This is a genomic window from Dokdonella sp., assembly GCF_035511235.1.
Taxonomy (GTDB): Bacteria; Pseudomonadota; Gammaproteobacteria; order Xanthomonadales; family Rhodanobacteraceae; genus Dokdonella.
In genome coordinates this window covers 1-19,060 of record NZ_DATKFQ010000006.1, presented here as the reverse complement: position 1 = coordinate 19,060, position 19,060 = coordinate 1, and the positions used below count along the sequence as shown (strand labels likewise).

The 19,060-nt window shown below is 68.7% G+C and carries 16 protein-coding genes; 9 read left to right on the top strand and 7 right to left on the bottom strand.

Annotation, left to right across the window (positions count from 1 at the left end; translation table 11 throughout):
* Nucleotides 1–14: 14 nt before the first annotated feature.
* Nucleotides 15–3,632 (bottom strand): methylmalonyl-CoA mutase family protein, encoded by a 3,618-nt coding sequence (locus VMR06_RS03185; RefSeq protein ID WP_325372922.1) that lies wholly within the window; start codon nucleotides 3,630–3,632, stop codon nucleotides 15–17.
* A gap of 134 nt (nucleotides 3,633–3,766) precedes the next feature.
* On the opposite strand from VMR06_RS03185, the gene VMR06_RS03180 reads away from it, so the two are divergent.
* The gene (locus tag VMR06_RS03180; RefSeq protein ID WP_325372920.1) at nucleotides 3,767–4,561 is read left to right on the top strand and encodes a M48 family metallopeptidase; all 795 of its coding nucleotides are present in this window, start codon (nucleotides 3,767–3,769) and stop codon (nucleotides 4,559–4,561) included.
* A gap of 38 nt (nucleotides 4,562–4,599) precedes the next feature.
* Nucleotides 4,600–5,289 carry a hypothetical protein gene (locus tag VMR06_RS03175; RefSeq protein WP_325372918.1) on the top strand — a complete coding sequence of 230 codons (690 nt, stop codon included), beginning with the start codon at nucleotides 4,600–4,602 and terminating at the stop codon, nucleotides 5,287–5,289.
* On the opposite strand, the gene VMR06_RS03170 is transcribed toward VMR06_RS03175, so the two are convergent.
* Nucleotides 5,274–6,206, bottom strand: coding sequence for an alpha/beta hydrolase (locus tag VMR06_RS03170; protein WP_325372916.1), 933 nt, complete (start codon nucleotides 6,204–6,206; stop codon nucleotides 5,274–5,276). The genes VMR06_RS03175 and VMR06_RS03170 overlap by 16 nt on opposite strands.
* Before the next feature lie 20 nt (nucleotides 6,207–6,226).
* Nucleotides 6,227–6,829 (bottom strand): TetR/AcrR family transcriptional regulator, encoded by a 603-nt coding sequence (locus tag VMR06_RS03165; protein ID WP_325372914.1) that lies wholly within the window; start codon nucleotides 6,827–6,829, stop codon nucleotides 6,227–6,229.
* 219 nt (nucleotides 6,830–7,048) lie between these two features.
* Between VMR06_RS03165 and VMR06_RS03160 the strand changes: the two genes are divergently transcribed.
* Both VMR06_RS03160 and VMR06_RS03155 read left to right on the top strand, forming a co-directional pair.
* Nucleotides 7,049–8,047: an acryloyl-CoA reductase gene (locus tag VMR06_RS03160; RefSeq protein ID WP_325372912.1), complete on the top strand. Its 999-nt coding sequence runs from the start codon at nucleotides 7,049–7,051 to the stop codon at nucleotides 8,045–8,047.
* A gap of 120 nt (nucleotides 8,048–8,167) precedes the next feature.
* Nucleotides 8,168–8,533: a response regulator gene (locus VMR06_RS03155; RefSeq protein WP_067645292.1), complete on the top strand. Its 366-nt coding sequence runs from the start codon at nucleotides 8,168–8,170 to the stop codon at nucleotides 8,531–8,533.
* Between the two features lie 160 nt (nucleotides 8,534–8,693).
* Here VMR06_RS03155 and VMR06_RS03150 read toward each other — a convergent pair whose 3' ends face one another.
* The 4 genes from VMR06_RS03150 to htpX all read right to left on the bottom strand — a co-directional run bounded on the left by VMR06_RS03150 (nucleotide 8,694) and on the right by htpX (nucleotide 14,939).
* The gene (locus VMR06_RS03150; RefSeq protein WP_325372907.1) at nucleotides 8,694–11,786 is read right to left on the bottom strand and encodes an efflux RND transporter permease subunit; all 3,093 of its coding nucleotides are present in this window, start codon (nucleotides 11,784–11,786) and stop codon (nucleotides 8,694–8,696) included.
* The gene (locus VMR06_RS03145) at nucleotides 11,783–12,889 is read right to left on the bottom strand and encodes an efflux RND transporter periplasmic adaptor subunit (protein WP_325372905.1); all 1,107 of its coding nucleotides are present in this window, start codon (nucleotides 12,887–12,889) and stop codon (nucleotides 11,783–11,785) included. The genes VMR06_RS03150 and VMR06_RS03145 overlap by 4 nt, the downstream gene beginning before the upstream one ends.
* A 74-nt stretch (nucleotides 12,890–12,963) precedes the next feature.
* A complete protein-coding gene (locus VMR06_RS03140; RefSeq protein WP_325372903.1) occupies nucleotides 12,964–13,581 on the bottom strand; it encodes a TetR/AcrR family transcriptional regulator in 618 nt (205 codons plus the stop codon).
* A 473-nt stretch (nucleotides 13,582–14,054) separates the two neighbouring features.
* Complete coding sequence (htpX, locus tag VMR06_RS03135) at nucleotides 14,055–14,939, bottom strand: protease HtpX (protein WP_325372901.1); 885 nt, start codon at nucleotides 14,937–14,939, stop codon at nucleotides 14,055–14,057.
* A 143-nt stretch (nucleotides 14,940–15,082) separates the two neighbouring features.
* On the opposite strand from htpX, the gene gluQRS reads away from it, so the two are divergent.
* From gluQRS to VMR06_RS03110, 5 genes are all read left to right on the top strand, one after another.
* Nucleotides 15,083–15,973 (top strand): tRNA glutamyl-Q(34) synthetase GluQRS, encoded by an 891-nt coding sequence (gene gluQRS / locus VMR06_RS03130; RefSeq protein WP_414648054.1) that lies wholly within the window; start codon nucleotides 15,083–15,085, stop codon nucleotides 15,971–15,973.
* 121 nt (nucleotides 15,974–16,094) lie between these two features.
* A complete protein-coding gene (gene phbB, locus VMR06_RS03125) occupies nucleotides 16,095–16,835 on the top strand; it encodes an acetoacetyl-CoA reductase (RefSeq protein WP_325372899.1) in 741 nt (246 codons plus the stop codon).
* A gap of 241 nt (nucleotides 16,836–17,076) precedes the next feature.
* Nucleotides 17,077–17,595, top strand: coding sequence for a polyhydroxyalkanoate synthesis repressor PhaR (gene phaR / locus VMR06_RS03120; protein WP_325372897.1), 519 nt, complete (start codon nucleotides 17,077–17,079; stop codon nucleotides 17,593–17,595).
* 126 nt (nucleotides 17,596–17,721) lie between these two features.
* A complete protein-coding gene (gene phbB, locus VMR06_RS03115) occupies nucleotides 17,722–18,468 on the top strand; it encodes an acetoacetyl-CoA reductase (RefSeq protein WP_325372895.1) in 747 nt (248 codons plus the stop codon).
* A 287-nt stretch (nucleotides 18,469–18,755) separates the two neighbouring features.
* The coding region (locus VMR06_RS03110) for a helix-turn-helix domain-containing protein (RefSeq protein WP_325372893.1) at nucleotides 18,756–19,060 on the top strand (305 nt) is incomplete at its 3' end.

The window sequence follows — 19,060 nt, the reverse complement described above, 5'->3', positions numbered from 1 at the left end:
CGATGATCGGCAGGCTACATGTTCCGCCGATACTCGCCACCGACGTCATACAACGCATGACTGATCTGCCCCAGCGAATGCGTCTTGACCGCCTCGATCAGCGCGGCGAACACGTTCTTGCGCTCACGCGCCGTGCGCTGCAGATACGCCAGCCCATGTCCGTCGTGCGCCTCGCCCTCGGCGGCGGCGTCCTCGACCACATGCCCATGCTCGGTCTCGCCTTCCGGCGCCAGGCGGTTGCGTGAGGCCTGCCAGGCCTGCACGTTGGCGATCTGCTGGGCCTTCTCCTCGGGCGTGGAGCGGATCAGCTCGATTTCGGTCGCGATCTCGCCGCCGTGTTCCTTCGGCAGGAACGTGTTGACGCCGACCAGCGGCAGGCTGCCGTCGTGCTTCTTGTGCTCGTAGTAGAGGCTCTCTTCCTGGATCTTGCCGCGCTGGTACATCGTGTCCATCGCGCCGAGCACGCCGCCGCGCTCGCTGATCGCCTCGAACTCCTTGTAGACGGCTTCCTCGACGATGTCGGTCAGCTGGTCGACGATGAAGCTGCCCTGCCAGGGGTTCTCGCAGAAATTGAGGCCGAGCTCCTTGTTGATGATCATCTGGATCGCGACGGCGCGGCGCACGCTTTCCTCGGTCGGCGTCGTGATCGCCTCGTCGTAGGCGTTGGTATGCAGGCTGTTGCAGTTGTCGAACAGCGCGTACAGCGCCTGCAGCGTCGTGCGGATGTCGTTGAACTGGATCTCCTGCGCGTGCAGGGACCGGCCGCTGGTCTGGATGTGGTACTTCATCATCTGGCTGCGCTCATTGGCGCCGTAGCGCTCGCGCATCGCGCGGGCCCAGATGCGGCGGGCGACTCGGCCGATCACCGTGTACTCGGGATCCATGCCGTTGCTGAAGAAGAACGACAGGTTCGGCGCGAAGTCGTCGATCTGCATGCCGCGGGCGAGGTAGTACTCGACGATCGTGAAACCATTGGACAGCGTGAACGCGAGCTGCGAAATCGGGTTCGCGCCGGCCTCGGCGATGTGATAGCCGCTGATCGAGACCGAATAGAAATTGCGCACCTTGTGGTCGACGAAGTACTGCTGGATGTCGCCCATCATGCGCAGCGCGAACTCGGTGCTGAAGATGCAGGTGTTCTGCGCCTGGTCCTCTTTGAGGATGTCGGCCTGCACGGTGCCGCGTACGGTCGCCAGCGTCTCGGCCTTGATGCGCGCGTAGGTCTCGGCGTCGAGCAGCTGATCGCCGGTGATGCCGAGCAGGCCGAGGCCCAGCCCGTCGTTGCCGGCCGGCAGATCGCCGTGATAGCGCGGGCGCGTGCGGCCTTCGAAGAACGCCTCGATCCTCGATTGCGCCTCGGCCCAGCGCTCCGGATCGGCCTTGAGGTACTTCTCGACCTGCTGGTCGATCGCGGTGTTCATGAACAATGCGAGGATGATCGGCGCGGGACCGTTGATCGTCATCGACACCGACGTGGTCGGCGCGCACAGATCGAAACCGGAATACAGCTTCTTCATGTCGTCCAGCGTCGGGATGTTGACGCCGGAGTTGCCGATCTTGCCGTAGATGTCGGGCCGCTCGGCCGGATCCTCGCCGTACAGCGTCACGCTGTCGAACGCGGTCGACAGACGCGCGGCCGGCTGGCCGACCGACAGGTAGTGGAAGCGGCGATTGGTGCGCTCGGGCGTGCCCTCGCCGGCGAACATGCGGATCGGATCCTCGCCGCTGCGCCGGTACGGATAGACGCCGCCGGTGTACGGATAGCTGCCGGGCAGGTTCTCCTTGCCGAGGAAAACCAGCAGCTCGCCCCAGCTCTTGTAGGTGGGCGCGGCGATCTTCGGAATCTGCTGGTGGCTCAGCGATTCGCGGTAGTTCTCGACACGGATCGTCTTGCCGCGGACCTGGTACTCGTTGACCGGATCGGTGATCGACTTCAGCCGCTGCGGCCACTCGCGCAGGTTCTTGAGGTTTTCGCTGGTCAGCGCCTGCACGGCGTCGTTGTAGCGCTGGCGCAGCGTCGTCAGCGAGCGGTCGCCGGCTTCGGTCAGGTCGTCGGCATCGTAAAGGCCGAGTGCCTTGGGCAGCTTCGGATCCTCGATCTCCTGCAGCGCCTGCCAGAACGACTGTGCGCGGTCGGCGGCCTCGGCCTGACGGTCGATCGCCGCATTGATTGCACGGCCCTGCTCGGCGATCTCGGCGAGGTAGCGCACGCGCTGGCCCGGAATCAGCACGGTCGCGCGCGGTTCCTTCAGCGTGGTGTCGAACTTCGGTGTCCAAGCGTCGGCCGGCAGGCCGAGCTTCTCGCGCAGCAGCCGGCACAGGTTCGCGAACATCCAGCTGACGCCGGGGTCGTTGAACTGGCTGGCGATCGTCGGATAGACCGGCACCTCGGCGTCGGGCGTCTGGAACGCGACGCGATTGCGCTTCCACTGCTTGCGCACATCGCGCAAGGCGTCCTCGGCGCCGCGCTTGTCGTACTTGTTGAGCACGATCAACTCGGCGAAGTCGATCATGTCGATCTTCTCGAGCTGGCTGGCCGCGCCGTAGTCGCTGGTCATCACGTACATCGGGAAATCGACGAGATCGACGATCTCCGAATCGCTCTGGCCGATGCCGGCGGTCTCGACGATGACCAGGTCGTAGCCGAGGCTCTTCAGGAAGCCGATGCAGTCCTTGAGCACGGCATTGGTCGCCACGTTCTGGCGGCGCGTCGCCATCGAGCGCATGTAGACGCGGTGCGAGCGCAGCGAATTCATGCGGATGCGGTCGCCGAGCAGCGCGCCGCCGGTGCGCCGGCGCGTCGGGTCGACCGAGATCACCGCGATGCGCATCTGCGGGAAGCTGGCGAGGAAGCGGTTCAGCAGCTCGTCGGTGACCGAGGACTTGCCAGCGCCGCCGGTGCCGGTGATGCCGACGACCGGCGTCTTGCCGCCGGCGAGCTGCCACTGCTTGCGCAGCCGCGCGAGGTCGGGCTCGGTGATCGTGCCGTCCTCGATCGCCGAGAGCAGGCGGCCGATCGCGATCTCGTCCGAAAGGGAGGGGGAAAGGGGGGAAAGGGGGTCAGAGTCACTTTTTTCGGACGCGGCAGACAAGCGAGCGGATTCAGGGAAAAAGTGACTCTGACCCCCTTTGCCCGGGGAAAAGTGACTCTGACCCCCTTTCCCCTGCCCCCCTTTGCCCGCAGCACGGGCGACGACGTCCTCGATCATCTCGACCAGTCCCATCTTCATGCCGTCGTTGGGATGGTAGATGCGCTCGACGCCGTAGGCCTGCAGCTCGCGGATCTCCTCGGGCGTGATCGTGCCGCCGCCGCCGCCGAACACGCGGATGTGGCCGGCACCGCGCTCGCGCAGCATGTCGACCATGTACTTGAAGTATTCGACGTGGCCGCCCTGGTAGCTCGACAGCGCGATCGCATCGGCGTCCTCCTGCAGTGCCGCGCGCACGACGTCCTCGACCGAGCGGTTGTGGCCGAGGTGGATCACCTCGGCACCCTGCGACTGGATCAGCCGGCGCATGATGTTGATGGCCGCATCGTGGCCGTCGAACAGGCTGGCGGCGGTGACGAAACGCAGCGGCGCTGCGTCGGCGGCGGGCGCGCGGGCGGAAACCTGCGGGGCGGGCGAGCTCATGGCGACTCCGGAAGCGGACGTTTCAAGACCGCCTATTCTAGCCGCGGATGCCGCGACACCGTGTCGCGGCGCCGTATCGACCCTGCCGCGGGCGGCCGGTATCCTCGCGGACGGCTTTCCAGGAGCGGCAATCGATGCGCAAGACCCTGATCGTGTTCTCCGCGGCGCTGCTGGCCGCCTGCGCGACCGCGCCGACCGGACGCACGCAGCTGATGATCGTCTCCGACGCGGAGATGTCGCGGATGGGCGCGGCGGCGTTCGACCAGATCAAGTCTCAGGGCAAGCTCGCCAACGATCCGAAGCGCGAGCGCTACGTGCGCTGCATCGCCGATGCGCTGATCGCCGAGCTGCCCTCGCCGTGGCGCGAGCAGACCTGGGAAGTGGCCCTGATGGCCGACGACAGCGCGAACGCGTTCGCGCTGCCGGGCGGCAAGGTCGGCGTCAACACCGGTCTGCTCAAGGTCGCGACGACGCCGGATCAGGTCGCCGCGGTGGTCGGCCACGAGCTCGGCCACGTCGTCGCCAAGCACGGCGCGGAGCGCATGTCGCAGCAGCTGGCTGCACAGGGCGCGATGGCGGCCGCGGCGGTCGCCGGCGCGGCCAGCGGCAACGACAATGCGCAGGCGCTGGCCCTGCTCGGCATCGGCGCGACCGTGGGCGTGCTGCTGCCGTATTCGCGGCTGCACGAGAGCGAGGCCGACGAGCTCGGCCAGCGCTACATGGCCGCGGCCGGCTTCGATCCGCGCGCGGCGGCGACGCTGTGGGAGAACATGCAGGCCGATGCCGGCGGATCGCGGCCGCCGGCACTGCTGTCGACGCATCCGGATCCGGCGCGCCGCGCCGAGCGCCTGGCCGCGCGGGCACCATCGCTGCTGCCGGTCTACGAGGCTGCGCGCGCCGACGGCCGCGCGCCGCAGTGCCGGCTGTGAGCGCCCCCCGAATTCACGTCATGTCTGGAGGACCTCGAATGAAACGACTCGCGCTCGCCGCCCTCCTGATCGCGGCCCCCGCGGCCTGGGCCCAGGCCGGCGGCAAGGCCGGCGCCGCCCAGGACACGCCCAAGGCGGTCAAGCGCAGCGACATCGCGCTGGTCAATCCGGATTTCGAGGACGCGATGCAGGGCGCGGACATCCCTGGCTGGCCGGCGATGCAGCACGGCGGCGTGCCGGCCTACGAGACCGTGGCCGACAAGCGGCGGCCGTCCGCCGGCAAGCAGGCGGCGCGTATCACGCGGCTCACGCCCGAGTATTACGGCCTGATCCATCAGCGCGTGCCGGCGCCGCCGGCCGGGACGATCGTCGAGTTCTCGGCCGCATTGCGCACCGACGAGGTCGGTCCGCTCGGCTGGCGCATCTTCATCCACTTCGAGGACGGCGGCTACGTGATCTCGGACGTCGCGTCCGAGCCGATGACCGGCACGCAGCCGAAATGGCAGCGCGTGACGATCCGCGGTCCGGTGCCGCCGCATGTGCGCGTGGTGTCGGTCGGCGCGGAGCTGCTCGACGGCGGCACCGGCTGGATCGACGACGTGCGTCTGGTCGCGACCGACGACGGCAACGTGCAGCCGGTTCAGGACAAGCCGCATCCGTTCGGGCTGCCGCGCATCAAGCCCAAGGACAAGCCGGCCGAGAAGCCGGCCGATCAGAAGAAGCCGTAGGGCAGATCGGGCGAGGACACCACGCGCTGCCCCACCGCGTCGCCGGCCAGGAAGCGCAGCGCCGCACCGATCACGGCCGGGTCGTTGACGATGCGATGATGGCCCAGGCCGGTCGTCGTCAACAGGCGCGCGCCGGGCCAGTAGCGCGCATAGCGCTCGCCCTCGTCCCACGGCACCTCGCGGTCGGCCAGGTCGTGCACGATCAGCGCCGGCAGCGTCAGCGCCGGCGCGGCGCGGTGCGCCTGCAGGCTGTCGACGCGGACCTGCGCGCGCGCCTGCCAGTCGTCGAACAGACGCACGGCCAGATGCTCGGCCAGACCGATCCGCCGCGCGAAGCGCTCGCCGGCCGCGAACGGATCGGCCGGCGGCGCGATCAGCACCGCGCGGTCAGCCGAGAGGCCGCCGGCCAGCGCGAGCATCGTCGCGGCGCCGCCGAGCGAGTGGCCGATCACGACGGACGGGCGGCCGTACCGCGCGGCGACGCGGCTGAGCACCTCGGCGAACGCCGGCAGGCTCGATCGCGAGCCGTCGCTGCGGCCGTGTCCGGTCTGGTCGAACGCGACCACCGCATAGCCGGCCGCGCGCAGCGGCGCGACCCACGGCAGCAGGAACAGGCCGTAGCTCGACCAGCCGTGCGCGAGCACGGCGACCGGCTCGCGTGCCGGATCGCCCCAGAGATAGGTCGCGATGCGGCCATCAGCGGTGTCGACCTCGCCGAGCGCGGCGCCGGCCGGATCGGCATCGCGCGCACGGACGCGCGCGATCGCGAGCGGCGTCGCGAACAGATCGGCCGCGCGCTGCAAGGTCCGGCGCGGCTGCAGCCAGCCGCCGAGCGCGAAACGGGCGCGCAGGCCGTACTCGCGGACCCATCTTTTTAGAACGATCGTGCTATTTTTCGACGAGACAAGAGCGGGCATGGGCAAACTCCGGTGGACGCTCAGGAAACGGGGCGGCCGAGCAGACGGTCGAACGCCCGCAGCGACTGCTGCGCGGCCGGTTCGATCTCGAACAGTCGCGCATCGTGGTGGTAGGCCAGGACCAGACCGAACAGTTCGAAGCCGACCTGCGCGGCGTCGGTATCGGGCGGCAGTTCGCCGGCGTCGATCGTCATCTGCACGGCGCGGCGCAGCTCCGAGCGCCAGCGCGTCTGCAATGCGACGATGCGCTCGCGCAGGATGCCGGGACGGCCGTCGTACTCGATCGCCGCACTGAGGATCGGACAGCCGTCGCGGTTGTCGCGGACCCAGTCGAGCCAGCCGACGAAGATCGCGCGCAGCCGCGCATGGCCGCGTTTCGCACGCAGCGCCGGCACCAGGACCTCTTCGGTGAAGCGCTGCGCGGCATGGTCGAGCACGGCCAGCTGCAGATCCTCGCGCGAGCCGAAATGCGCGAACACGCCGCTCTTGGACATGCCGGCCGCGCGCGCCAGCTCGCCGAGCGAGAGCCCTTCCAGGCCTTGCGCGGCGGCGATCGCATAGGCGTGATCGAGCAATGCATCGCGCGTGGCGACGCCCTTGCGCGTGGCGGCGAGGCGGTTCATGGGCGCTGATAATAGAACGATCGTGCTAATTTTGGAACGGGGGCAAACGGGGTCAGAGTCACTTTTCTGTCGCTTTCTCTCTGAGTCGGCGATCGGCAAAAGTGACTCTGACCCCATTCGGACCGCGGCGCCGCCATTCGCGCTCATCGCAGGCTGGCGCCGGACCGCGGCCGGACGGCATCATGGCGGTTCGTGTCCGCTGCCCGGTATCGCCTGCCCATGTCGTCCCCTGCCCGCTTCCGCGCCCTTCGCATCCACAACGACGCCGACGGCTACCGCGCCGCGCTGGAGGAGATGTCCGCCGACGAACTGACGCCGGGCGAGGTGCTGGTCAAGACCGCGTTCTCGTCGATCAACTACAAGGACGCGCTGGCCGGCACCGGCAAGGGCAAGATCCTGCGCCGCCATCCGCTCAACGGCGGCATCGACGCGGCCGGCTACGTCGCGGCGTCGACCGACCCGGCGTTCCGCGAGGGCGATGCGGTGCTGTGCACCGGCTGCGGCCTGTCCGAGACGCGCGACGGCGGCTACGGCGAATACGTCAAGCTCGAATCGCAGTGGGCGATCCCGCTGCCGGCCGGGCTGACGCTGCGCGAGTCGATGATCCTCGGCACCGCCGGCTTCACCGCGGCGCTGGCGGTGTTCCAGCTGATCCGCAACGGCCAGACGCCGGACATGGGGCCGATCGTCGTGACCGGCGCCACCGGCGGCGTCGGCATGCTCGCGATCGACATCCTGACGCGCGCCGGCTTCGAGGCGCAGGCGATCACCGGCAAGGCCGACCAGTTCGACTTCCTGATCGGGCTCGGCGCGACGCAGTGCATCGCGCGCAAGGAGCTGTACTGGGGCCAGCGTCCGCTCGAGGCCGCGCACTGGGGCGGCGCGATCGACAACGTCGGCGGCGACATGCTGTCGGGCCTGACTCGCGTGATCCGTCCGTACGGCGCGATCGCGACCTGCGGCAATGCCGGCGGCGCGGAACTGGCGACCACGGTGATGCCGTTCATCCTGCGCGGCCTGTCGGTGCTCGGCGTCGCCTCGACCGGCACCGCGCGGCCGATCCGCGACGAGATCTGGCAGCGCCTGGCCGGCGACTGGAAGCCGCAGCACCTGGAGACGATCGCGACCGGGAACGTCACGCTGGACGAGCTCGGCGGCGTGTTCGAGACGATGCTCGGCGGCGACTCGTTCGGCCGCAAGCTGGTCACGGTCGGCTGAGCCGGCGACCGGCGGTCGGCGTTTTGGCGCCGTTCCCGCGCTGCCCGGCACGCCGTGTGGCGGACCGGGAGCGCGCTGTTTAGAATGCCGCGACGTATACCCGGACTCTATCGTGCTGACATGGCGCGCATCCTGATCGTCGATGACTCTCCTTCCCAGCTGGTCGGCCTGAGCCGGCTGGTGGAAAAGCTCGGCCACCAGGTGCTGACCGCCGAGGACGGCGCCGCCGGCGTCGAGGCCGCGCGCCGCGACCTGCCGGACCTGATCCTGATGGACGTGGTCATGCCGAACCTCAACGGCTTCCAGGCCACGCGCACGATCTCGCGCGATCCCAAGACCAGCCATATTCCGGTGATCCTGGTCACCACCAAGGATCAGCAGACCGACCGCATCTGGGGCGCACGCCAGGGTGCCAAGGCCTACGTGACCAAGCCGGTCAACGAGTCCGAGCTGATCGCCGCGATCAGCACCTCGCTGGCGGCCTGACGGCCGCAGCGTTCCGGCGCGGCGCCGCGTCGCGTCTTGCGGCCCACCCCCCGCAGTCTTCGCGCATGTCCCGGCGCCGTCTGCTGCCGCGAACCGCACCGAGACCGGGCATCGCCGCGGCGGGCCGGCGCATCGCTGCGCCCTGCCCGCCGCGGCTTCGTCATGCCGGCTGCGGCGCCGCCTCGGGCCGGCGCGCGCTGTCCGGGCGGATCTTGAACCAGATCGCGTACATCGCCGGCAGGAACACCAGCGTCAGGATCGTACCGGCGAACGTGCCGCCGATCAGCGTGTAGGCGAGCGTGCCCCAGAACACCGAGTGGGTCAGCGGGATGAAGGCGAGAATCGCGGCCAGGGCGGTCAGGATCACCGGGCGCGCACGCTGCACCGTGGCCTCGACGACCGCGTCGTACGGACTCAATCCCTCCTGCTCGTTGTGATGGATCTGCCCGATCAGGATCAGCGTATTGCGCATCAGGATGCCCGACAGCGCGATCAGGCCGACCAGGGCGTTGATGCCGAACGGCTGCTGGAACAACAACAGGGTCGGCGCGACGCCGATCAGGCCGAGCGGGCTGGTCGCGAACACCATGACCATCGCCGCGATCGAGCGCACCTGCACGATGATGATCAGCAGCGTGAGCGCGATCATGATCGGAAACAGAGGCAGCATCGCCGTGGTGGCCTTGGCCGATTCCTCGATCGATCCGGCCAGCTCGATCCGGTAACCGGAAGGAAGCCGCTCGATGACCGGCTGCAGCTGTTCCAGGACCGCCGTGGAGACGTCCGGCGGCTGCAGCCCCTCGGCGATGTCGCCGCGCACCGTGATGGTCGGCGTGCGGTCGCGGCGGCGCAGGATCGGATCTTCCATGCGCACCTCGACCGTGCCGACCTGTGACAGCGGAATGCGCTGCCCGGCCGATCCGGCCAGCGTGAATCCGGCGATCTTCGCGGGGTCCAGGCGAATGTCGCCGGCCGCGCGGCCGACCACCTGCACCGAGCGGATGTCCTCGCGCACCTCGGTCAGCGCCACGCCGCTCAGCAGGAACTGCAGCTGCAGCGCGACCGAACTGGAGGTCAGCCCGACCGCATTGAGCCGATCCTGATCGAGCGTGAAGTGCAGCGTCGGCACGCGCGGGCCCCAGTCGGTATTGACGGTGCGCATCATCGGGCTGGCCTGCAGGACGCGCCTGACCTCATCGGCGATCGTGCGCAGCGTGTCGGGGTCGGGCCCCATGACGCGGTATGCCACCGGAAACGGCGAGGGCGGACCGAACACGATCTGGGTGACGCGCACCTGCGCCTCGGGCGCTAGGCCATCGGCGATCGCCTCGCGCAGCCTGAACTTGAGGGCTTCGCGCTCCTGGTCGTCGCCGGCGAGCACGACGATCTTCGCGAACGACGGATCGGGCAGTTCCGGCGACATCGCCAGGAAGAAGCGCGGCGCGCCCTGGCCGATGTAGGCGGTCACGATCCTCGCCTCGGCCTGCCGCGCCAGCCAGGCCTCGACCTTCGCCGTCGCGGCGCTGGTCTGCTCGATCGAGGTGCCGTACGGCATCTGCACCTCGACCAGCACTTCGGGCCGGTCCGACGTCGGGAAGAACTGCTTCTTGACCACGCCCATGCCGAGGATCGCCAGTACGAACGCACCGACCACGGCGCCGGCGACCAGCCACTTGCCGGCGATGACGCGGCCCAGCAGCCGCCGGAAGCGGTTGTAGTGGCGCGTGTCGTAGATCGCCGCGTGACCGCCTTCCACCCGCCGGATGTCCGGCAGCAGCTTCACGCCCAGATACGGCGTGAACGCGACCGCGACCACCCACGACGCGATCAGGGCGATGCCGACGATCCAGAACATGTTGCTGGTGTATTCGCCGGCCGTGGAGCGGGCGAAGCCGTTGGGCATGAAGCCGATCGCCGTGACCAGCGTGCCGGAGAGCATCGGCGCGGCCGTATGGCTCCAGGCATAGGCCGAGGCGGCGATGCGGCTGTAGCCTTCCTCCATCTTCACCACCATCATCTCGATGGCGATGATGGCGTCGTCGACCAGCAGGCCCAGCGCCAGGATCAGCGAGCCGAGCGTGATGCGGTCGAAGTTCTTGCCGGAGGCGGCCATGATCACGAACACCGCCGCCAGCGTCAGCGGCACGGCGGCCGCGACGACGACGCCGACGCGCCAGCCCATGCTGAGGAAGCACACCACCATCACCACCAGCAGGGCGACGAAGAACTTGACCATGAACTCGTCGACCGCCGCACGGATGTTGACGGCCTGATCGGTCACCTTGCTCAGCGTCATGCCCAGCGGCAGTCCCGCATTGATCCTGGCCACTTCCGCCTCGAGCGCCTCGCCGAGGTCCAGTCCGTTCCAGTCGTCGCGCATGACGATGCCCAGCAGCAGCGCCGGCTCGCCGCCGTTGCGGACCAGGAAGGTGGCCGGGTCCTCGTAGCCGCGCTCCACGGTCGCCACGTCGGACAGGTTCAGCGTCCGTCCCTGCGCGACGATCGGGGTCCGGCGGATCTGCTCGAGGTTGTCGAACGCACCGTCGACGCGCACGAAGACCTGCGGTCCGCGGGTCTGGATCGAGCCGGCCGGGGTCAGCACGTTCTGGCTGTCGAGCGCGGCGAAGATGGCCTGCGGCGTGACGCCGAGCGTGGCCAGGCGGTCGTGCGAGAACGACACGAAGATGCGCTCGGGCTGCTCGCCGATGATGTTGACCTTCTTGACGCCCGGGACGTGCAGCAGCTGCTGGCGCAGCGTTTCGGCGTCGCGCACCAGCCGTCGCTGCGGCTCCCCCTTGGCCTTGAGCGCGAACAGCGCGAAGGTCACGTCCGCGTATTCGTCGTTGATGATCGGCCCGATCACGCCGGCGGGCAGTTTCTGCGCCTCGTCGCCGAGCTTCTTGCGCGCCTGATAGAACGCTTCCGGCACTTCCGACGGCGGCGTGGCGTCGAGCAGCGAGAGCATCGTGAACGCGAGGCCCGGACGCGTGAAGGTCTCCGAGCGGTCGTACCAGCGCAGCTCCTGCAGGCGCTTTTCCAGCGGTTCGGCGACCTGGTCCTGCATCTCCTGCGCGGTGGCGCCGGGCCAGGCGGTGACGATCGTCATCTGCTTGATCGTGAACGGCGGATCCTCGGCGCGCCCGAGCTGGAAGAACGCCAGTACGCCCGCGGCGGAAATCAGGAAGAGCAGGAACAGCGTGACGGAGCGCTCGCGCACCGCGAGCGCCGACAGGTTGAAGCGACCCTCGCTCATCGGCGATCCCCGGCGGCCACCGAGTCGCCCGGCGCGATCGGCCTGACGCTCTGGCCTTCGCGCAGAAGATGGGCGCCGAGCGAGACCACCGCATCGCCGGCGCGCAGATCGCCCTGCACCTGCGCCGCCTCGTCGGACAGGCCCAGCACCTGCACCGGGCGCCAGGCCACCTTGGCCGGCTGGCCCTCGACGACCCAGACGCCCGGCCCCTGGCCCGGATCGAACAGCGCGCCGATCGGCACCTGCAGCGCGGTGGCCGCCTGCAGATCGTCGGCGATGTCGACCGTGACGGTCGCGCCCAGCGGCGCCTGCGCCAGGTCGTCTTCGAGCACGTAGCGCGCCTCGTAGGTGCGGGTCGTGCGGTCGGCCGCGTCGGACAGCTGGCGCAGACGAGCCGTCACGGCGGCCTCCCGATGGCCGTACAGCCGCGCCTGCGCGACCGATCCGACCGCCGGGCGCAGCGTCTCGGGCAGATGCACGATGGCCTCGCGCTGGCCGGCCCGCGCCAGCCGCACGACCGGCTGGCCGGCGCTCACGACCTGGCCCGGCTCGGCGAGCGTCTCGACGACGACGCCATCCGCATCGGCCGGCAGGATCGCGTAGCTGGAGGCGTTCCGGGCCACGTCGGCCTGCGCCTCGGCGGCCTTGAGCTGCGCCCGCGCGGTCTCGGCCGCGGCCTTGATCTGATCGTAGGCGGATGTCGAAACGGCCCCTCGGGCGACCAGATCGCGATAACGCGCTTCGTCGTCAGCGGCCTGCCGGGCCAATGCCCGCGCCGCCGCGACCGCCTCTTGTTGCGCGCGCGCCTGCAGGCGCAGATCGACCGGGTCCATGCGCATGAGCGGCTGGCCGCGCGTGACGGTCTGGCCGGTATCGACGAGGCGCTCGAGCACCTTGCCCGAGACGCGGAAGCCGAGGTCGCTCTGGACGCGCGCGGCCACCACGCCGGTGAACGATCGCGACGCGGCGGTCGCGCCCTGCGCGGCACCGACCCGCACCCAGGGGGGATCGGTGCGTGGATCGGCCATGCGGTCCTCGCCGCATGCCGTCAGGACCAGAGGCAACAACCACATGGCATACGAAGCAAGCGGACGCCGACGCATGGGAACCCTTCCGGATGGGACAGGGCGCCTATTCTATTCCTGTGACCAAATCAGTCAATAGTCACATCAATCTTTCATGGCGTCAGGCTGCGCAGGATCAGGCTCGACAGCCGCGCCGTCGCCTCGTCGGCCTGGTCGAGGTTGTACTGCAGCAGCAGCGGATTGAGGTACGGGCGCATGACCAGATAGATCGCGTCGGCGGCCTCGTCCAGCGGTGTCTTGCGCTCGAACTCGCCGGCCTCGCGGCCGTCGCGCACGATCCGCTCGATCAGGCCCTTGACGTGTCCTTCGTAGTCGCGAGCGGACGGCCAGGCCTCGCTGGCCGAGGTGGTGGCGATGTCGTAGAGCTTGCGGTCGTCGAAGAACAGCTCGCTGCCCGACTCGACCAGGGTCTTGAACAGACGGCGCAATTGCTCGGACGCCGAGGGCGCGCCGGCGACGGCCTCGTCGATGGCCGATCGGATCATGCTCAGCCGGTTGGAGCAGATGACCTCGCCGATCGCCTGCTTGGAGTCGAAGAACTTGTAGATGTAGGCCTTGGAGAAGCCGATCGCCTTCGCCAGATCGGAGACCGTGGTCTTCTCGTAGCCGTAATGACCGAAGTACTCGGTGGCCGCTTCGACGATCTGGTTGCGGACCTCATGGTCCGAAGGCCCCCTCGCCTGGGGGACGGGCGTACGTGTCCTGGTCATGTCCGGAAGCTTAGCGCCCGAGGCCGGGGCTTACAACTTGTGACCATTTCATAATGAAGTCACAAGACACCAGACCCGTTGCCTCGCTGCGCGAAGGCGGCCGCCTCCGCGCGACGGCCAGGCGCGCGAGGGGCCGACTGCCGATTCGGTCGCGCCGCTTTCGCAGATGGGCTGCCTGGCATGGCCGTCGGGCGGACGAGCCCGTGGAGCACCGGCGCCCGAACGAATCCATCCGTCGGAAAGGCCGCGGCCCGCGCTTCGGCGCGGATACCGCTACGACGCCTGGACAGTGTGCGCCTCCTGCCTGCCGGGCCGTCTGAGCCGGCGGACGGCGCCCGCCGTGGGAATACCGACCTTCACCGTCTGCCCTCGCCGGCGGAGGCTCTGGACGAGTTCGCGATGCGCGCAAAGAAAAAGCCGCCTGCTCGCGCAGGCGGCCTCTCGTCTCGATGCGACACGCGCGGACGCAGTGATCAGCGCGTCGCCGTGCCGGCACGCAACGCGGCGATGCGCTCCTCGATCGGCGGGTGGCTCGAGAACAGCTTGCGCAGGTCGCCGCCGGAGATGCCGAAGGCCTGGATCGCCTTGGGCAGCGTGTTCTCGCCGTGGTTGCCGGCCAAGCGCGCCAGGGCGTTGATCATCTTCTCGCGGCCGGCCAGCGTGGCGCCGCCGGCATCGGCGCGGAACTCGCGCCAGCGCGAGAACGCCATCACGATGATCGAGGCCAGCACGCCGAGCACCAGCTGCAGCACCAGCACGATCAGGAAGTACGCAGGTCCGGTACCACCCTCGCGGTTGCCGCTGATCGCGCGGTCGACGACCGCACCGATCACGCGCGCCAGGAAGATCACGAAGGTGTTCACGACGCCCTGGATCAGGCCCATCGTGACCATGTCGCCGTTGGCGACGTGGCTGACCTCGTGCGCGAGCACGGCCTCGACCTCGTCCTTGTTCATCTGCTGCAGCAGGCCGGTGCTGACCGCGACCAGGGCGCTGTTGCGGTTCATGCCGGTCGCGAACGCGTTCATCTCGGGCGCGTCGTAGATCGCGACCTCGGGCATGCCGATGCCGGCCGCGTCGGCCTGCTTGCGCACGGTCGCGACCAGCCAGGCCTCGGTCGGGTTGCGCGGATTGTCGATCACGTGGGCGCCGGTCTGCGTCTTGGCGATCCACTTGGACATCGCCAGCGAGATGAAGGAACCGCCGAAACCGATCACGCCCGACAGGATCAGGATGCCCTGCAGGTTGATGCCTCCGTTGCGATAGGTATAGGTGTCGATGCCGAACAGCTTGACGATGATCGTCAAGAGCAGCATCACCGCCAGGTTGGTCGCAATGAAGAGAAGGATTCTGCGCATGGGTTCCTCGCGTAGGGCTGGGCGCGTCGTGCAGGCGAAGCTGAGGATAAACTGTCCGCATTTCAAGCAGCGAGCGGCTTCGACTCGAGGTCGGGGACGTTGGTTCACCGCCGAACATCCCGCTCCGGAACTTTCTGCACGCGATGAGCTACCGCGGACGCTTCGCTCCCTCGCCGACCGGCACGCTGCACTTCGGATCGCTGGTGGCCGCGCTCGGCAGCTGGCTGCGGGCGCGCTCGCAGGAGGGCGAATGGCTGGTGCGGATCGAGGACATCGATCCGTCGCGCGAGGTGCCCGGCGCCGGCGAAGCGATCGTGCGGCAGCTGATCGCGTTCGGCCTGGCGCCGGACGGACCGGTGGTCCGCCAGAGCGCGGACCGTGCCCGCCACGCGGCCGCGCGCGACCGACTGATCGCGGCGGACCTGGCCTATCGCTGCGCCTGCAGCCGCGCCGACCTCGCACCGTACGGCGGCCGCCATCCGGCGCGCTGCATCGCGCCGCCGCCGGCCGCGGACCGGCCGGCCGCGGTGCGTCTGCGCGTGCCGCCCGGCGTCGTCCGCTTCGACGATGCCGTGCAGGGGCCGATCGAACAGGACGTCGTGGCCGAGGTCGGCGACTTCGTGATCTGGCGCAACGACGGCTGGCCGGCCTACCAGCTGGCCGTGGTCGTCGACGATGCCGCGCAGGGCATCACCGAGGTGGTCCGCGGCGCCGATCTGCTGGACTCGACGCCGCGCCAGTGCCTGCTGCAGCGCCTGCTTGGCCTGCCGCAGCCGGCCTGGATGCATCTGCCGCTGGCGCTCGACGCCGACGGCCGCAAGCTCGGCAAGCGCGACCAGGCGCGCCCGGTCGACCCGGCCGATCCGCTGCCGGCGCTGCGCCTGGCGCTGCGCTTCCTCGGCCAAAGCGTGCCGGACCGCGACGATCTCCACGGCCTGCTCGCCGCAGCCGTGCGGGCGTTCGACCCGGCGCGAATCCCGCGCGGTACGCGGCCGGCGCCGGGACGTGACGCAACGCAGCGGGAAGTTTCATGAACCGGCCGGCACAATCGCCGCACGACGTGCGCGAGCGGCCTCGCGATCCGACCACCGGCGCGAAGATGCACGCAACCGCGCCCGGCGCCCGCTTTCTTCTTCCGACGACAGGGAATACATCATGACGGCACGCGTTGCACTGGTAACCGGCGGCACCGGCGGCATCGGCACCGCCATCTGCCGCTACCTGGCCCAGCAGGGTCACAAGGTGGCGACCAACTACCGCGACGAGGCCCGCGCGAAAGCCTGGCAGGCCACGCAGAAAGCCGACGGCTACGATTTCGTGCTGGCCCACGGCGACGTGTCCGACACTGGCTCGGCCGAGGGCATCGCGCGCGAGGTCGAGCGTCAGCTCGGCCCGATCGAGATCCTCGTCAACAACGCCGGCATCACGCGCGACACGACGTTCCACAAGATGAGCGCCGAGCAGTGGCACGAGGTCATCAACACCAACCTCAACTCCTGCTTCAACATGACCCGTCCGGTCATCGACGGCATGCGCAACCGCAAGTGGGGCCGCGTGATCCAGATCAGCTCGATCAACGGCCAGAAAGGCCAGTATGGCCAGGCCAACTACGCGGCGGCCAAGGCCGGCATGCACGGCTTCACGATCTCGCTGGCGCAGGAGAACGCCAAGTTCGGCATCACCGTCAACACGGTCTCGCCTGGCTACGTCGGCACCGACATGGTCATGGCAGTGCCCGAAGAGGTCCGCGCCAAGATCGTCGCGCAGATCCCGGTCGGCCGCCTCGGTGAGCCGTCCGAGATCGCCTATGCAGTCGGCTTCCTCGCCGCCGAGCAGGCGGCCTGGATCACCGGCACCAACCTGGCGATCAACGGCGGCCATTACATGGGCTGGTAGGCGCGACCGCCGCCGCGCGCATGGTGCGCAAACCGGGGCCATACCTGCCGGTTTGCGTGCAGCAAAGACGAGTCGACACGAACGCCGCGCCCCTGCGCGGCGTTCGCGCATCGGTGCCGGACGATACCGCCGGGTATGGCTAAGTCACGGATTTGAAATCTCTTTGTGTACCGCCGGGTTTGCCCGTGCTGCGCAACAAACGGCCCTGGTGCGGCGCGGCGCGTTCTGGTAGCTTCGCCGCATGGCACAAATCCGAATCATCAAGAAGTACCCGAACCGCCGGCTCTACGACACCGAGATTTCCAGCTACATCACGCTGGAAGAAGTGCGTCAGCTGGTCACCGACGGTGAACAATTCGAGGTCCGCGACGCCAAGTCCGGCGAGGACCTGACCCGTTCCGTGCTGCTGCAGATCATCTCCGAGCACGAAGAACACGGGCAGCCGATGTTCACGACCAACCTGCTCTCCCAGGTGATCCGCTTCTACGGGGATTCGCTGCAGGGATTCATGGGCAGCTACCTCGAGAAGAGCCTCCAGGTCTTCCTCGACCAGCAGCATCAGTTCCGCAGCCAGTTGAACAACATCCTCGGCCAGACGCCGTGGTCGATGTTGAACGACATGACCGAGCGCAACGTGGATCTGTGGAAGTCGCTGCAGCAGGGCTTCCTGACCGCCGCGGCCAACTCGGTTCAGCGCGCCGGCCCGCCCGGCACGCCGCCGCCGCCCGGCGCCAAGCCCAAACCCGACAGCAAGCCGTAACGGCTGAACGTCCCAAGAGCCGCGACGCCCTGCGTCGCGGCTTTTTCGTTTTCATGCTGCGCCACGGCAGCTATCGCGGTGCAACAGCATCCGACGACGAAACCGTCTTCAAAGGGGAAATCGACCATGCAACAGCGCGTCGCCATCGTCACCGGTGGTATCGGCGGTCTCGGTACCGAGATCTGCAAAGCCCTGGCTCGCTCCGGCCGCCAGGTCATCGCGGCCGACCTTGCCGCCCGCAGCGAGCGCGTCGCCGCGTTCAACGACGAAGTGGCCGGCTTCGACGGGCGCATCGCGTTCGCGCCGCTCGACGTGGCCGACCACGCCGCCTGCCGTGCGCTGGTCGAGCAGGCCGAGGCCGATCACGGCTCGGTCGACATCCTCGTCAACGCCGCCGGCATCACGCGCGACGGCACGCTGCGCAAGATGGACCAGGCGCAGTGGAACGACGTGCTGCGGATCAACCTCGACGGCGTGTTCAACCTGTGCCGCCACGCGGTCGACGGCATGACGCGGCGCGGCTTCGGCCGCATCGTCAACATCTCCTCGGTCAACGGCCAGACCGGCCAGTTCGGCCAGACCAACTACGCCGCCGCCAAGGCCGGCATGCATGGCTTCACGATGGCGCTGGCGCGCGAAGTCGCCGCCAAGGGCGTCACCGTCAACAGCGTCTCGCCGGGCTACTGCGCGACCGCCCTGGTCATGGCGATCCCCGGCGAGATCCGCGAACGCATCGTCGCCGACATCCCGGTCGGCCGCCTCGGCGAGCCCTGGGAGATCGCGCGCGTGGTCGATTTCCTCGCCGCCGACGAGTCGGGGTTCATCACCGGCGCGAATATTCCGGTAAATGGCGGGTATTTCATGAGCTTTTGAGGGATCGCGTGGAAAAGCGCCCGCATCGGAATATCACGCCGCGCCACTCGCCCAGCCCCTGGACAGTCATTTGCCGAGTCAGCATTCGAAAAGTCGAGGGTGACCGAAGGTTTTGCCACCTGCGGGCTTGAATGCAACCGCATTCGAGCCTGCACGATGACAGCCTGCAAGCACGCAACCCGCACTCGGCGCTGTAATCGAAGCGCTTCGCCGAGCGCAAGACGCTCGGCAACGAAGCTTAGTCTCAACTTCCAAGCGCAACACCCAGGAACGGATAGGGTGTCGCCATGGCAAGACAGTATCAGCATCTGAGCGCAGAGGAACGCGCGGTGATCCAGATCGAGCGGAGGAATGGATCATCGCTGCGTGCGATCGCTCGTGGTCTGGATCGGGACGTGTCGACGGTCTCGCGCGAGCTGGCGCGTAACGAGGTAGAGATGGAGCCGGGGATGCGGGTTCGCTACGAGGCGAAGACGGCCGGCATGGCCTATCGCCTGCGGCGGACTCGCAGTGTTCGGCCGCGTAAGCTGGTGGAAGGCAGCTGGCTTCACGAACGCGTCCAGGATCACCTCGTGTACGACCGCTGGTCGCC